This window comes from Polymorphobacter megasporae (assembly GCF_018982885.2).
GTDB classification, from domain to species: domain Bacteria; phylum Pseudomonadota; class Alphaproteobacteria; order Sphingomonadales; family Sphingomonadaceae; genus Polymorphobacter_B; species Polymorphobacter_B megasporae.
Genome location: NZ_CP081848.1, coordinates 3,728,944 through 3,742,668 on the forward strand (window position 1 = coordinate 3,728,944; position 13,725 = coordinate 3,742,668).

Annotated in this window: 15 protein-coding genes; 8 read left to right on the top strand and 7 right to left on the bottom strand. The window is 67.2% G+C overall.

From position 1 onward, the window contains the following. Positions 1–32: 32 nt before the first annotated feature. The 4 genes from KTC28_RS17370 to KTC28_RS17385 form a co-directional block, all read right to left on the bottom strand. A complete protein-coding gene (locus KTC28_RS17370) occupies positions 33–551 on the bottom strand; it encodes a type III secretion system chaperone family protein (protein ID WP_216709230.1) in 519 nt (172 codons plus the stop codon). Between the two features lie 99 nt (positions 552–650). Beyond that, the gene (locus KTC28_RS17375) at positions 651–950 is read right to left on the bottom strand and encodes an accessory factor UbiK family protein (protein ID WP_216709229.1); all 300 of its coding nucleotides are present in this window, start codon (positions 948–950) and stop codon (positions 651–653) included. Between the two features lie 11 nt (positions 951–961). After that, positions 962–1,744, bottom strand: a complete 783-nt coding sequence (locus tag KTC28_RS17380) for a TlyA family RNA methyltransferase (RefSeq protein ID WP_216709228.1) — start codon at positions 1,742–1,744, stop codon at positions 962–964. Between the two features lie 117 nt (positions 1,745–1,861). Then, on the bottom strand, positions 1,862–2,182 hold the full coding sequence (locus KTC28_RS17385; RefSeq protein WP_216709227.1) for a hypothetical protein: 321 nt from the start codon (positions 2,180–2,182) through the stop codon (positions 1,862–1,864). A 23-nt stretch (positions 2,183–2,205) separates the two neighbouring features. Here KTC28_RS17385 and KTC28_RS17390 point away from each other — a divergent pair, with 23 nt between their 5' ends. Next, positions 2,206–2,772, top strand: a complete 567-nt coding sequence (locus KTC28_RS17390) for a hypothetical protein (protein ID WP_216709226.1) — start codon at positions 2,206–2,208, stop codon at positions 2,770–2,772. A gap of 104 nt (positions 2,773–2,876) precedes the next feature. Further along, positions 2,877–3,977: a histidine kinase dimerization/phosphoacceptor domain -containing protein gene (locus KTC28_RS17395; protein ID WP_216709225.1), complete on the top strand. Its 1,101-nt coding sequence runs from the start codon at positions 2,877–2,879 to the stop codon at positions 3,975–3,977. A 47-nt stretch (positions 3,978–4,024) separates the two neighbouring features. Here KTC28_RS17395 and dxs read toward each other — a convergent pair whose 3' ends face one another. Then, a complete protein-coding gene (gene dxs, locus KTC28_RS17400) occupies positions 4,025–5,953 on the bottom strand; it encodes a 1-deoxy-D-xylulose-5-phosphate synthase (RefSeq protein WP_216709224.1) in 1,929 nt (642 codons plus the stop codon). 111 nt (positions 5,954–6,064) lie between these two features. After that, positions 6,065–6,538 carry a Fur family transcriptional regulator gene (locus KTC28_RS17405; RefSeq protein WP_216709223.1) on the bottom strand — a complete coding sequence of 158 codons (474 nt, stop codon included), beginning with the start codon at positions 6,536–6,538 and terminating at the stop codon, positions 6,065–6,067. A 119-nt stretch (positions 6,539–6,657) separates the two neighbouring features. Between KTC28_RS17405 and KTC28_RS17410 the strand changes: the two genes are divergently transcribed. The 6 genes from KTC28_RS17410 to KTC28_RS17435 all read left to right on the top strand — a co-directional run bounded on the left by KTC28_RS17410 (position 6,658) and on the right by KTC28_RS17435 (position 12,627). Next, positions 6,658–7,725, top strand: coding sequence for a COX15/CtaA family protein (locus KTC28_RS17410; RefSeq protein ID WP_216709222.1), 1,068 nt, complete (start codon positions 6,658–6,660; stop codon positions 7,723–7,725). Further along, on the top strand, positions 7,722–8,093 hold the full coding sequence (locus KTC28_RS17415) for a DUF2237 family protein (protein ID WP_216709221.1): 372 nt from the start codon (positions 7,722–7,724) through the stop codon (positions 8,091–8,093). Before KTC28_RS17410 ends, KTC28_RS17415 begins: the two co-directional genes overlap by 4 nt. Positions 8,094–8,177: 84 nt before the next feature. After that, positions 8,178–8,699 (top strand): 50S ribosomal protein L13, encoded by a 522-nt coding sequence (gene rplM / locus KTC28_RS17420; protein WP_216709220.1) that lies wholly within the window; start codon positions 8,178–8,180, stop codon positions 8,697–8,699. Further along, complete coding sequence (gene rpsI / locus KTC28_RS17425) at positions 8,699–9,214, top strand: 30S ribosomal protein S9 (RefSeq protein WP_216709360.1); 516 nt, start codon at positions 8,699–8,701, stop codon at positions 9,212–9,214. Before rplM ends, rpsI begins: the two co-directional genes overlap by 1 nt. A gap of 439 nt (positions 9,215–9,653) precedes the next feature. Continuing rightward, entirely contained in the window at positions 9,654–10,520 is an 867-nt protein-coding gene (locus tag KTC28_RS17430; protein WP_216709219.1) for an alpha/beta hydrolase, read from the top strand. Positions 10,521–10,617: 97 nt separating this feature from the next. Then, positions 10,618–12,627, top strand: a complete 2,010-nt coding sequence (locus tag KTC28_RS17435; protein WP_216709218.1) for a protein-disulfide reductase DsbD family protein — start codon at positions 10,618–10,620, stop codon at positions 12,625–12,627. On the opposite strand, the gene KTC28_RS17440 is transcribed toward KTC28_RS17435, so the two are convergent. Then, positions 12,624–13,691, bottom strand: a complete 1,068-nt coding sequence (locus tag KTC28_RS17440) for a L,D-transpeptidase (protein ID WP_255602134.1) — start codon at positions 13,689–13,691, stop codon at positions 12,624–12,626. The two genes, KTC28_RS17435 and KTC28_RS17440, sit on opposite strands and share 4 nt — an antisense overlap. Positions 13,692–13,725: the final 34 nt, after the last annotated feature.

Here is a 13,725-nt window from a genome sequence, read left to right on the forward strand (position 1 = left end):
CGACAGGTCCGCGTCCGCGCCAACCAGCGGCGTTACGCCTCGCCGACGGTGTCGAGCAGCGCCGCTTCGATCGCCTCGGCGGGAGACTTACCCGCCCACAGGACGAACTGGAACACGGGGTAAAAGCGCTCGCACTCGTCGATCGCAGCGTCGACGAGCATCTCGGCCTGCCCGATCGTTAGGTCGACGTCCTCGTCGTCCTCGAGGCTGTCGAGCAGCGTCGCGTGGCGGAACAGCACGGTGCCGTCGGCCGCCCACATCTCGAAATGGCCGATCCACAGCTGCTCGTTGATCAGCCCGAGCGTCTCGTACATCACCGCGCGCTTGGCTTCGGGGACGCGGATGTCGGGCATCGCGATGAACTGAAGGACACGCTCGTCCTCGCGCCACAGTGCGCGCAGCTGGAAATTGGCCCAGCTCGCGGCGACCGATGCAGTGATTTCCTCGTCACCGGTCCGCTCGAACGCCCAGCCGTGCGCGTTGAAATAATGTTCGAGCATGTCGATCGGCGCGGCGGGCGCGGATTCAAAGCTGACATCGAGTTGCGTCATGCGCCCCAGCTCCTGCTCGCCGCCGTGCCGGCACGCTGGCGGGGCCCGCCACATGATGCAAGCAATGAATCGCGGCGACCCACCAAATGATGTGGGTAACTAGACAATCGGCGCGCTGCCCCCGGCGGGAGCGGCTGCCGGCGACGGGTTCGCCGACCCCATCGCGGCGCGAAGCTCGGCGAGTTCGGCCTTGAGCGCCTCGGCATCGGCGCGCGCGGTCGCCGCCATCGCCTTGACCGCTTCGAACTCGTCGCGGTCGACCATGTCGAAGCCGCCGACAAGTTCGCGCACACGACCGCGGATCATCGTCTCGACCTCGCGGCCGACGCCCGCCATCGTTCCCATCGCCGAGGTGGCGACCTTCGACAGATCCTCGAAAACCCGGTTTTGCGACTGCATCTCGTCACTCCTCATTCGTCGGGTATTTGGGCGTCCGAGGTGCCATCGTCAACGTTGTGCGGTGCACGCTGTGCGGCGATCAGGAATTCGACGTTGCCCTCGGGCCCGGTGATCGGGCTCGGGACGATGCCATCGACGTGCCAGCCCTGCCCCGCAACCCACGCCGCGACCTCGGCGCAGACCCGCTCGTGGATCGCGGGATCGCGGACCACCCCGCCCTTGCCGATCTCGCCGCGCCCCGCCTCGAACTGCGGCTTGATCAGCGCCATCAGTCGCGCGGCGGGAGCGGCGAAGGTCAGCGGTACGCCAAGCACCTTCGCCAGTCCGATGAAGCTCGCGTCGCAGACGATCAGGTCCACCGCCACCGGGATATGCTCGGCCGTCAGGATGCGCGCGCTGGTTTGTTCGAGCACCGTGACGCGCGCGTCGTCGCGCAATTTCCACGCGAGCTGGTTGGTCCCGCTGTCGACCGCGAAGACGTGGCGCGCGCCGCGCGTCAGCAGCACATCGGTGAACCCCCCTGTCGACGAGCCGACGTCGATCGCGGTGACCCCCGCGACATCCCAGCCGAAATGGTCGAGCGCGTGTGCGAGCTTGACCCCGCCGCGCGACACCCAAGGATGATCGCGCCCCTTGACCGTCAGCACGACGTCGTCGGCGACCACCTGCCCCGCCTTGTCGACCTTGCGGTCCCCGGCGAAGACCAGCCCGGCAAGAATCAGCGCCTGCGCGCGCGTCCGCGATTCGGCAAGGCCGAGGGTGACGAGCAACTGATCGGCGCGGGTCTTGCTCATCGCCGGCTCAACGCCGCGGCCGCGCCCAGAAATAAAGGCCGATCGCGGCGGCAAGCGCGACGACGACGAAGCCGCTGGCAAGGCCAAACGCGACATGCGTCGCGACCATCATCGGCATCAAACGTCGCCGCTCAATATTTCGTCGCGGCGGGCGCGGCGGAGAAGCGGACGCGAGTCGTCGTCGATGCCGCGCGCGAGACCGCGGACGATTGCAGCGGTGACCGCGGCGAAAACGGCAAAGCCGATCACGAGGGCCGCGACCTGCACGAGCGCGGCGCGCGGCAGATTTCCGGTCCCGGCGAAGGCGGCGATCATCGGAAGCACGAGCCCGACACCAAGGACGCTCGCAGCCATTGCCCCAAGGATGCTCGAAATCTGTTCGAGCACGCCGAAGACGAACTTGCGGCGGCCGCGCTCGGCGGGGGTTTCGTGGGTCATGGACGTTTGATAGCCGGTCGGGGGTGGTTCTGCCAGCGACCGCACAGGGCTGTGCAGCGCCGAAAATCCTGCGCTACACTGCCGCCATGATCGCGAACCTCGCCACCGTCGCCGCTGCCGTTTCGGCCGCCGCATCGGCGACGGCGGCGTTCGGCGCGCTCGGCCAGGTCCGCAAGTCGGCGCAGGGCAGCGAGGCGAACGCGTATCTCCAGCTGATGGACCGCTATTCCGCGCCCGAAATGCGCGAATCGATCGTCGCGCTGGCGAAGCTGTGGCGCGTCGCGCAGGCGCGCAACGAGACCGTGCTCCGGACCTATCTGCACCTGCTCGACGCCGACAAGATCGTCGCCGACACGCTGTTCAGTCATTGCCGGCGGGTATCGTCGTATTTCATCGACACGACCCGGCTTTACACTGCCGGGCTGATCTCGAAGAAAGTCTTCGTCCTCGCCGTCGCCCATCCCGGCCTCAACACCTTCTACGAGGTTGCCGTCCCGCTCAACGAGCACAAGGCGGGCGGGCATAATTCGGTGTGGGCGCAGAAGGAATTGAAGAAGATCATGCCGGCGCACGGTGAGGGCATGTACTGAGTAGTCGACCCGGAAATAGCGGTTCGGGCCGGTCCAGTCAGACCGATCCCGAAATCGCCAGGTCGAAACACGGTGCCCGGCTAGCAGATACCCGACCGCGCGGGGTGCGGTATTGGACCGATCGCGACAATGAAGACGGCTATTTCTCGAGAGCTAAGCCGGCGGGGGACGGGCCGATCACAAATCCAGCAGTCCTTGCCGGTTTGATCCCGGCATTGCGGAGTCGTGTCTGGGCGGGGCTGATCCTCGCACTCGCATCATGCCTGCTGTCGATCGCGCTCCGACGCCTGCTCGACCGGATTTTCCCGGTCGGCTTTCCGTTCATGATGTTTTTCCCGTCGGTGATGGTCACGACATATTTTGCCGGCACCCTGCCGGGATTGGCGTGCACCGGGCTATGTACCGTCGCGGTCTGGTACCTGTTCACGCAACCGTACAATAGCTTCGCGCTCGACACCGGCACCGCGCTGGCGCTGGTGTTGTTCGTGCTGGTGGCGGGTCTGATCGTGCTGGTTCTCAGCCACATGCGGGTCGTCAGCGAGCGCCTCGACACCGAGCGGCGAAAGTCGACGCAGCTTTATGAACGTGAACGCGTGCTGTTCCAGGAACTGCAGCATCGGGTCGCGAACAACATGCAATTCGTTGCCAGCCTGCTCCATCTACAACGGCAGCACATGCCGGACGATGCTACGGATGCCGCCCGAGCACTCGACGAGGCCTCGCGCCGTATTCAGGTCATGGCCCGCGTCCATCGCCGCCTCTACGACGCCACCGCCGCCGATACGCTGCTCGGCGCATATCTCGCCGAAGTTCTCGGCGAGGTCATCGACGCCTCAGGCGTTACGGGCATCACCTGCAAGTTCGATGTTCTTCCCGTCCGCTTCGATATCGATCGGCTGATGCTGTTGTCGCTGATCACCACCGAAGTCGTGACCAACTGTCTCAAGCACGCGTTCGGCGGCCGGAGCGATGGCACGATCTTGATCGGGCTGCATCGGCTCGGCGCGACCGAACTCGAGCTGACGATTACAGACGACGGCTGCGGGATCGCCGCTGGCGATCAGTCGCCCAAAGCCGGACTCGGCACGCGCATCCTCAAGGGCCTGGCGACGCAACTCGGCGGACAGATCAGCATGACCAGCAACGCCGGGACGATCACGCGGCTGAGGTTTCCGCTGCGCGATGCGCAGATCGCCAGCGACTAGCGACCGCGCACCAAGATGATCGCGATCCCGCTGCGCGACGTCGACCCTTAAGCCCGAACGCCCTCGACCACGCCGACGCTGTTGTGGCGCAACGCCGACAACACCGTGCTGACGATGTGCTCGGCATCGAGCCCCGCAGTCGCATACTGCGCCACCGGACCGTCCTGGTCCTGGAACACGTCGGGCAGGCGCATCGTGCGGATCTTGAGGTCGCCGTCGGTCAGGCCTTCGTCGCTGGCAAACGTCAGGACGTGCGCGCCGAAGCCGCCGATCGCGCCCTCTTCGATCGTGACGAGGACGTCGTGGCTCAGCGCGAGCTTGCGGATCAGTGCTTCGTCGAGCGGCTTGGCAAAGCGCATGTCGGCGACGGTGGTTGACAAGCCGCGCCCGTCGAGGTCGTCGGCAGCGGCCATCGCTTCCTGCAAGCGGCAGCCGAGCGACAGGATGGCGACGGTCTTGCCCTCGCGGACGATCCGACCCTTGCCAATCTCGAGTTCGACCGGCGGGTTGGGCAAGGCGATGCCGGTGCCCTCGCCGCGCGGATAGCGGACCGCCGACGGGCCGCTGTCGTGGCGCGCCATCGTGTGGACCATGTTGACGAGTTCGGCCTCGTCCGACGGCGCCATGACGACGAAATTCGGCAGCGTCGACAGATACGTCACGTCGAACGACCCGGCGTGGGTCGCGCCGTCGGCCCCGACCAAGCCGGCGCGGTCGATCGCGAAGCGGACCGGCAGGTTCTGGATCGCGACGTCGTGGACGACCTGGTCGTACGCGCGCTGAAGGAAGGTCGAGTAGATCGCCGCGAACGGGCGCATCCCCTTCGCCGCCATGCCCGCGGCAAAGGTCACCGCGTGCTGTTCGGCGATGCCGACGTCGAAGGTTCGGTCGGGGAACTTCGCCTCGAACTTGTCGAGCCCGGTTCCCGACGGCATCGCCGCGGTGATCGCGACGATCATCGGATCGACCTCGGCCTCTGCGATCAGCTGCTGGGCGAAGACGTTCTGGTACTGCGGCGCCTTCGGCTTCGACTTGACCTGCGCGCCGGTGATGACGTCGAACTTCTGGACGCCGTGATACTTGTCCGCCGCCGCCTCGGCCGGAGCATAGCCCTTGCCCTTCTGCGTCACGACATGGACGAGGATCGGCCCTTCGGCGGCGTCGCGGACATTCTCGAGCACCGGGATCAGGTGGTCGAGGTTATGCCCGTCGATCGGCCCGACGTAATAGAAGCCGAGCTCCTCGAACAGCGATCCGCCGCTCGCGAGCGTGCGGACATATTCCTCGGCGCGCTTCGCGGTGCGCTGCATGTTCGGCCCGAGCGTACGCTTGGCGAGCAGCTTGGCAAGGTCGCGGAGCTCGAGGAACGGGCGCGACGAATAGATGCGGGCGAGATACGCCGACAGCGCGCCGACCGGCGGCGCGATCGACATGTCGTTGTCGTTCAGGATGACGACGAGCCGGTTGCCCGCGGCTTCGGCGTTGTTCATCGCCTCATACGCCATGCCCGCCGACATCGCGCCGTCGCCGATCACCGCGATCGCCTTGCCCGGGCGATCGGCGAGCTTGTTCGCCACGGCGAAGCCGATCGCCGCCGAGATCGAGGTCGACGAATGCGCCGCGCCGAACGGGTCGTACTCGCTCTCCGACCGCTTGGTGAAGCCCGACAGGCCCTGCGGCGCGCGGAGCGTACGGATACGGTCGCGGCGGCCGGTCAGGATCTTGTGCGGATACGCCTGGTGGCCGACGTCCCAGATCAGCGTGTCCTCGGGCGTGTTGAAGACATAATGCAGCGCGACGGTGAGTTCGACGACGCCGAGTCCGGCTCCGAGATGCCCGCCGGTAACGCTGACCGCGTCGACGAGTTCGGCCCGCAGTTCAGCGGCAAATTGAGTCAGGTCGGCGCTGTCGAGACGGCGAAGATCGGCAGGCGTGTCGACGGTATCGAGAAGCGGTGTAATCGGGCGTTGGCTCACGCGGGGCACCTGCGAAAAGGTCCAAGGTAAATTTCCGGGTAGCGCCTCGCGGCCGCAATGTCGAACCCGATCGGGTCGCGGCTCCGCGGATTCACCGCGATCCGATGCGACTCAGCCACATGCAGCGCAAGTTCCGCGCACCTCGATGACTGGCCGCGTGGGCGTGAACCCCGCCGCCGACGCTGCGCCGCGAACCTGGTCGGCAGCGCGGTCGTCGTCGATGTGCGTCGTCCGGCCGCAGGTATCGCAGACAAGGAAAATGCAGTCGTGGCGGCAATCGGGGTGGGCGTTGGCGAGATAGGCGTTGCGGCTTTCGACCCGCCTCGCGACGTTGGTCGCGACGAAGAGATCGAGGATCCGGTAGACGCTGTTCGCCGCGATCCGCCGCCCGAGCGCGACCGAAACCGCATCGGCGATGTCGTACGCGCTCGCGGGCTGATCGAACCGCGCGAGAATTTCGAACACCGTCGCGCGCATATCGGTCCATTGCTCGCCGCCCTTGATGACGGCGGCAGCGGCGGCGGCGGCGAGTTCCGGGCCGGCGTGGTCGTGATGAGCTTCGGCGGTGGTGACGGTCGTGAGCATGGCAGGATCCTGTTACCCACGATATCGGCCTTCCGCAGCGCTTCCGCAACTCACCCACAAGCCGAACCGCGACGCGGTGACGGCTTGGCGGCGCGCGGCGGCGGGGGCATAGGGCGCGCATGGCTACTGTTGCACTGCCCTTCCCCGCGACCGCACCCGCGACGCGCGCGCACCCGAAAGCCATTGCCGCATGGCTATTTGCGGTTGCCGCGCTCGTGTTCGCGATGGTCGTCGTCGGCGGCATCACCCGCCTGACCGAGTCGGGACTTTCGATCGTCAAATGGAACCCGATCGGCGGCATGGTCCCGCCGCTGAGCCGCACCGAATGGGACGCGATGTTCGCGCTGTACAAGGCGAGCCCGCAGTATCAGCTGGTCAACAGCGGCATGACGCTGTCGGCGTTCAAGGGCATCTTTTTCTGGGAGTGGCTCCACCGGCTGCTCGGCATGTCGATCGGCATTGTCTTCGCCGTACCGCTGGCGACCTTCGCCGCGCTGCGCTGGATTCCGCGCGGCTATGGCTGGCGACTGGTCGCGTTGCTCGCGCTCGGCGGGCTGCAGGGCGCGGTCGGCTGGTGGATGGTCGCGAGCGGGCTGGTCGACCGGCCGTCGGTCACACACGAGCGGCTCGCGGTGCATCTGGTCAACGCGCTGATCCTGATGTCGGGGTGTATCTGGACCGCGCTGAGCCTGCGGGAGAGCGTACTTGAGGTGCCCGTCAAACGGCACCCGGTTGCAGCCCGTCCAACCGTCTGGATCGTTCCCTTCCTCGCACTCCTTACCGTGCAGATCGTCTGGGGCGCCTTCACCGCCGGCCTCCGTGCGGGACACGCCTCCGACACCTGGCCGCTGATGTTCGACCAGTGGGTCCCTCCCCTCGCGAGCATCATCGACGACCCCGTCTCGGTCCAGTTCGTCCACCGCACCCTCGCCTACGCCGTCGCGCTCGCCGCGCTCGCGGTGGCCACCGTCACCTTCCGCGCCGGGGCGGGACGCCGCGCGATGGCGATGGGCGTGCTGATCGTCCTGCAAGTCGCGCTCGGCATCGCAACGATCGTCCACGGCGTCCCGATCGCCCTCGCCGCCGCGCACCAGGCGTGCGCCGCGTTGCTGCTGGCGAGCACGATCTGGACCGCTCACTGGTCGCTGCGCGGCGGGCACCGGTCGCTGCGGGGCGCGCGCCGATGACCGCGCGCAATGTTCTCGGTGGCCCGCTCGAGGTCTGCTCGACCGATCCGCTGACCGGGTGGAAGCGCGACGGCTGCTGCGACACCGACGCCGCCGACCGCGGGCTCCACGTCGTCTGCGCGGTCGTGACCAACGATTTCCTGTCGTTCTCGAAGGATGCGGGCAACGACCTGTCGACCCCGCGCCCCGAATATAATTTCGCCGGACTCCACGACGGCGACCGCTGGTGCCTGTGCGCGGCACGGTGGGAGGAGGCGCGCGTCGCCGGTTTCGCCCCCGGCGTGATCCTCGAAGCGACCCACGAACGCGCGCTCGAAGTCATCCTGCTCGGGCACCTCCAGGCGCATGCCGAACCTGCGGTATCATAATACCACCGGCTAAACGCGCCAATTTCCTTGCATTCCGGGACCGTTTCACCGATAGACCGCGCACCTTAATTATCGGACACCCCCATGCTCTCCCGGATGACCGCCTCGGCGAAGCCCGCCGAAGTCGACAAGAAGTGGCTGCTGATCGACGCCGATGGCCTCGTCGTCGGCCGTCTCGCGTCGCTGATCGCCAACCGCCTGCGCGGCAAGCACAAGGCGAGCTTCACCCCGCACGTCGATTGTGGCGACAACATCATCGTCATCAACGCCGAGAAGGTCCGCTTCACCGGCAACAAGGCGAAGAAGAAGATCTATTACCGCCACACCGGCTATATCGGCGGCATCAAGGAAATTACCGCCGACAAGATTCTGGACGGCCGCTTCCCCGAGCGTGTGCTCGAAAAGGCCGTCGAGCGGATGGTCCCGCGCGGCCCGCTCGGCCGCCAGCAGATGCGTAACCTGCGCATCTTCAAGGGCTCGGAGCATCCGCACACCGCACAGTCCCCCGAAGTCCTCGACGTCGCGGGCATGAACCTCAAGAACACCATCGGCCGGACCGGGTCCACGATGACCCCCGCCGCAACCAGCACCACGGGTGAAGCATGATCGACGACAACCGCCAGTCGCTCGCCGATTTGGGCAATCTTCAGGTCCACGACGCGACGACCGCTGCCGCCGCGCTGCATAACGACGGTGTTTCCGCCGCGCCGCTGCGCGAGCAGATCATCGACGCGCAGGGCCGCGCCTACGCCACCGGCAAGCGCAAGAACGCGATCGCGCGCGTCTGGATCAAGCCGGGTTCGGGCAAGATTCTCGTCAACGGCCGCGACCAGACCGAATATTTCGCGCGTCCGACGCTCCGCCTCGTGATCAACCAGCCGTTCGACGTCGCCGAGCGCCGCGACCAGTACGACGTCACCTGCACCGTCAAGGGCGGCGGCCTGTCGGGCCAGGCCGGCGCGGTCAAGCACGGCATCTCGCAGGCGCTCACCCGCTTCGAACCCTCGCTCCGGTCGGTCGTCAAGCACGCCGGCTTCCTGACGCGCGACCCGCGCGTCGTCGAGCGGAAGAAGTACGGTAAGGCGAAGGCGCGTAAGAGCTTCCAGTTCTCGAAGCGGTAACGCGAAGCCGCGGCGACGAAAATAGGGCACGAACGCACCTCGCGTTCGTGCCCTTTTTCGCGACTCCCGGCGAGCCGGCCGGCGGGGCGGCGGGTCTCCCCCGCCGAACCCGTCCGACGAAGGGCGCGGCTTTGCCGCGACCCTCGCTATGCTTTCCAAACCTACCCCACGGCGGCCTTGCACCGTAAAGGGCGACAGTCAGGCAATGCAGCCTCTCGATTTATGTAAGCCTGGGTTTCACGAACACACTCTCCCGACGATTCACGGAAGGGCCTAACTGCTTGTGCCGGGTCAGCAATGGCTCACCCCGACCAAGAGCAGGCGCAATGTCCCTTATCCACACCCCAACCGTCAAAGATGCCCCTGCCGCCTCCCAGTCGATGCTCGCAGAGACCGAAAAAGGGCTCCCCGCTTCGTCGTCCAAACTGGAGTCGGATCGATGACGATAGCGTCCTACCGCGGAATGGATCGAGCTGCACTCGACACCGCCTATAACAATGTCAGGGCCGACCTGGACTACCAAGCGAGATTGGCCGACTTCAAGGCACGGAGCAACGCGCTTTATCGTGATGCGGCCGTGAGGCGCGACATTGCTTATGGCACCCAACCGCGCCAGCGCTTCGATTGGATGTCGTGCGGTAGAGCGGAGGCTCCAACCTTCGTCTTCATCCACGGCGGTTATTGGCAAAATTACGCAAAGGACGACTTGGCCTTCGTTGCCGCTGGTCCCCTGGCGAGCGGCTTCAATGTTGCGCTCGTCGAATATACGCTTGCACCAGAGGCATCGATGACTGGCATCGTCGGCGAGATCCGGTTGCTGCTCGACTTCCTCAGCGATGGCAAGGGCGACATCGGGTTTCGCGCAAAGCCGGTCTGCCTCTGCGGACATTCTGCCGGTGGCCAACTGGCTGCGCTTCACCGCGAGCATCCAGCGGTGACACGCACGCTTTCGATCAGCGGGTTATTCGAGCTGGAGCCGATCGCTCTTTCCTGGCTGAATGAAAAGCTGCGCCTTTCCCCGGCGGAAGTTGAGTCGTTCAGTCCGATGTATAAGATTGGCGCCGGGGCTAGCGCGATCGTGGCCGTCGGCGACGCCGAGCTCCCCGAGCTCAAACGCCAGTCGCGCGACTATGCAGATGCGCTTGGACTGCACGCGCAGGAGGCCATGTTCCTGAGTCTCGCGGGCCATTCCCACTTTTCGATACTTGATGATTTGTCAGACCCACGGGGAACGATCATGTCCGCAGTCACTGGCCAATTTGCGCCGGACCTCGGCTTATCAACCGCGGTGCCACTACATGTGTAGCATGATGTGTAGCGTGCAATCGGTGCGTAACCCGCACCCCGTCCGCGACGAACCTCCCCTTGGCGCGACCCCTCCCCCACGCGCATAGGGTGCTGCCATGATCCGTTTCCTCAGCCTCCTCCTCGCACTCCTCGCCCCCATCGCGGCGGTGGCCGATGTGCTTCCGAGCGGCGGCAACAATGTCCGCGTCGAGCTCATCGCCGAAAGCGCCGCCCCCGCCCCCGGCAAGCCGGTGACGCTGGCGATCGTGCTGACGCCGAAGCCCGGCTGGCACACCTACTGGTCGAACCCCGGCGAGGCGGGCTTTGCGCCTAAGGCGACGTGGACCGGGGCGACTGCGGGATCATTGCGCTTTCCAGTGCCGGTGACGTTGCTCGTGTCGGGGTTGATGAACTACGTCTATGAAGCGCCTGCGACGCTGCTCGTCGACGTCACCGGCGCGACCGGGCCGGTGAGCGTTAAGCTCAACTACCTCGTCTGCACGACCGAGATCTGCGTCCCCGAGTCCGCCGAGGCGAGCGTCGCGCTCCATCCCGGCGACGGCGCGCCCGACCCTGCCGTCGCTGCGCGCTTCGCCGCCGCGCGCGCCGCGCTGCCGGTGCCGCTCGCGGGCGCACATTATGCGCTCGACAAGGGGCGGTTCGCGCTCGGGGTGCCGGTCGCCGACCCTGCCGGGGTGACCGCCGCCTATTTCTTTCCCGCCGCCGACGGTGCGGTCGACTACTCCAGCCCGCAGGTCGTCAGCGTTGCGGGCAAGCTGCTGCGGATCGAGACCAAGGCCGACCCCAAGGCGCGCGGGTCGATCGATGGCGTCCTGCGCATCGAGCGCGGCGGCAAGGCCGAGGGCTTCGCGCTGTCAGCTAGCCCCGGTTCGGTCCCGGCGGCGGGCGCGGCGGGGAAGCGCGACGGCACCGCCACCGTCTTCGCCACTGCACTTCTCCTCGCGATCGCCGGGGGAGTCATCCTCAACATCATGCCGTGCGTCTTTCCGATCCTCAGCCTGAAGGCGCTGAGCCTTGCCAAGGGCGGAAGCTCGCCCGCCGACGCGCGGCGCGACGCGCTCGCCTACGCCGCCGGGGTGATCGTGGTCTGCACCGGGCTCGGCGCGCTGATCCTCGGGCTTCGTGCGGCGGGGACACAGGTCGGCTGGGCGTTCCAGTTGCAGGACCCGCGCGTCATCGCCGGGCTGCTGCTGCTGACGACGGCGATCGCGCTCAACCTCGCCGGACTGTTCGAGCTCGGCAATTTCGGCGGCGGGCAGAGCCTCGCGTCGAAGCCGGGGGCGGCGGGGAGCTTCTGGACCGGCGCGCTCGCCGCGTTCGTTGCGACGCCGTGCACCGGGCCGTTCATGGCGGGAGCGCTCGGCGCGGCGCTGGTCCTGCCGCCGGCGGCGGGGTTGCTGGTCTTCGCGGGCCTCGGCCTTGGACTGGCGCTGCCGTTCATCGCGATCGGCTTCGTCCCCGCGCTGCGCCGCCGCCTGCCCAAGCCGGGCGCATGGATGGCGACGTTCCGCTCGATCCTCAGCATCCCGATGTTCCTGACCGCGCTCGCGCTGGCGTGGGTGCTCGGGCGGCAGGCCGGGGTGGGCGGGATGACGCTCGGAATCGGCGGCGCCATGCTGATCGGGCTGGCTTTATGGTGGTACGGTAGCCGCCAGCGCGCGTTCGTCAGCGGCTGGCCGCCGTTGCTCGCCGCCGCGGTTGCCGCCGTCGCCGCCGTCGCGCTGGTGGTGCCGCAGACCTCGACCGCAACGACGGTCGACGCGCCCGCCGGGCTTGCGGCGGCAAAGTTCAGCGAGCCCGCGCTCGCCGCATTGACCGCCGTGCATACCCCGGCTTTCGTCTATTTCACCGCCGACTGGTGCCTGACGTGCAAGGTCAACGAGCGCGGCGCAATCGCCTCGTCCGATGTCGCGGCGGCGTTCAAGCGCGGCGGCGTCAAGACGCTTGTCGGCGACTGGACGAACGGCGACCCGGTGCTCGGGCGCTTCATCGAGGCGCATAACCGCGCCGGGGTGCCGCTGTATCTGTTCTACCACCGCGATGGGCGGGTCGAGGTTTTGCCGCAGGTGCTGACAGTGGCGACGCTGACGGGGTTGGCGGTCTAGGTCTTCGCGCGCGTCTCGGTCCCCTTGAACACCACGACCGCCCCCGCCTTGACCGATTTCGCGAGCTGCTGGATGTCCCAGTTGGTCAGGCGGACGCAGCCGTGCGACGCGCGCTTGCCGACGAGGCGCGGGTCGGGGGTGCCGTGGATGCCGTAGGTGTCCTTGGTCAGGTCGATCCACGTCGTCCCGACCGGGTTGTTCGGCCCCGGCTTGATCGTCAGCTTGCCCTCGGCCTTCTTGCCGAAGGTCAGCCGCTTCGGGTCGAAGGTATAGGTCGCCTTCATCGCCACGGTCCGCACCTTCCACGTTCCCGACGGCGCGGGGCGTTCGGTGCTGCCGACGGTCGCCGGATAGACCGCGAGCAATTTCCCCCCGGCACCCATCGCGCGGACCGAATTGGCGCTCTTGTCGACCTCGATCCGCGTCACCACGCCGCCAAGTTTCTCGGCGGTGACCGAGGCGACGGTGATGACGGTCCCGGCCTTGGTGAAGTCGGCCCCGGGGTTGAGCGCCTTGAGCAGCGCGTCGTCCATATGGAAGCGCTCGGCGAGTTCCTCGACCGGGTTGGCGTAGGCGGGCGAGTCGAGCTTGGCGAGCTCGGCCATGTCGGTCGGCAGGTGCTCGACGAAAGGCCCGGCGACGTCGGTATCGGTGATCGTATAATGCTCGACGGTCGGCTCGGCATCGGCGGCGGCGAGCTTGTCGGTCAGCGCGGCGGTGTCGGTGCCGCTCGCGTCGTTCGCCTTGCGGTATGCTTCCTCGGCGAGCTTGAGGTTACCGCCGTCCTTGCCGTCGATCACGCCCGGCGAGAAATGCGCGCGGTCGAGCAGGACCTGGAGGCGGATCAGCGCGCGCTGCGGGGCGGCGATTGCGGCGGGAATGACGATCGGCGCGGCCTCGCTCGCGGCAGCGGGTACAGCGGGCGCGGCAGCTTCCGGGGCGGCGGCAGGAGCGGCGGCGGGCGGCGCGGCAGCGGGAGCAGCGGGCGCTGGCTTGACCGGGACGACGGCCACCGCCGCGCTCGCGGTCGATAGCAGGACGGCGAGAACGCAGCGTTGGAACATCGGAACCGCCTGTTATGTTGTGTCGAGCGCTCAA

Excerpts from the sequence above, each read along its gene's own strand:
- KTC28_RS17370 (WP_216709230.1), bottom strand. The coding sequence starts at position 551 with ATGACGCAACTCGATGTCAGCTTTGAATCCGCGCCCGCCGCGCCGATC.
- KTC28_RS17375 (WP_216709229.1), bottom strand. The coding sequence starts at position 950 with ATGCAGTCGCAAAACCGGGTTTTCGAGGATCTGTCGAAGGTCGCCACC.
- KTC28_RS17380 (WP_216709228.1), bottom strand. The coding sequence starts at position 1,744 with ATGAGCAAGACCCGCGCCGATCAGTTGCTCGTCACCCTCGGCCTTGCC.
- KTC28_RS17385 (WP_216709227.1), bottom strand. The coding sequence starts at position 2,182 with ATGACCCACGAAACCCCCGCCGAGCGCGGCCGCCGCAAGTTCGTCTTC.
- KTC28_RS17405 (WP_216709223.1), bottom strand. The coding sequence starts at position 6,538 with ATGCTCACGACCGTCACCACCGCCGAAGCTCATCACGACCACGCCGGC.
- KTC28_RS17410 (WP_216709222.1), top strand. The coding sequence starts at position 6,658 with ATGGCTACTGTTGCACTGCCCTTCCCCGCGACCGCACCCGCGACGCGC.
- KTC28_RS17415 (WP_216709221.1), top strand. The coding sequence starts at position 7,722 with ATGACCGCGCGCAATGTTCTCGGTGGCCCGCTCGAGGTCTGCTCGACC.
- rplM (WP_216709220.1), top strand. The coding sequence starts at position 8,178 with ATGCTCTCCCGGATGACCGCCTCGGCGAAGCCCGCCGAAGTCGACAAG.
- KTC28_RS17430 (WP_216709219.1), top strand. The coding sequence starts at position 9,654 with ATGACGATAGCGTCCTACCGCGGAATGGATCGAGCTGCACTCGACACC.
- KTC28_RS17435 (WP_216709218.1), top strand. The coding sequence starts at position 10,618 with ATGATCCGTTTCCTCAGCCTCCTCCTCGCACTCCTCGCCCCCATCGCG.
- KTC28_RS17440 (WP_255602134.1), bottom strand. The coding sequence starts at position 13,691 with ATGTTCCAACGCTGCGTTCTCGCCGTCCTGCTATCGACCGCGAGCGCG.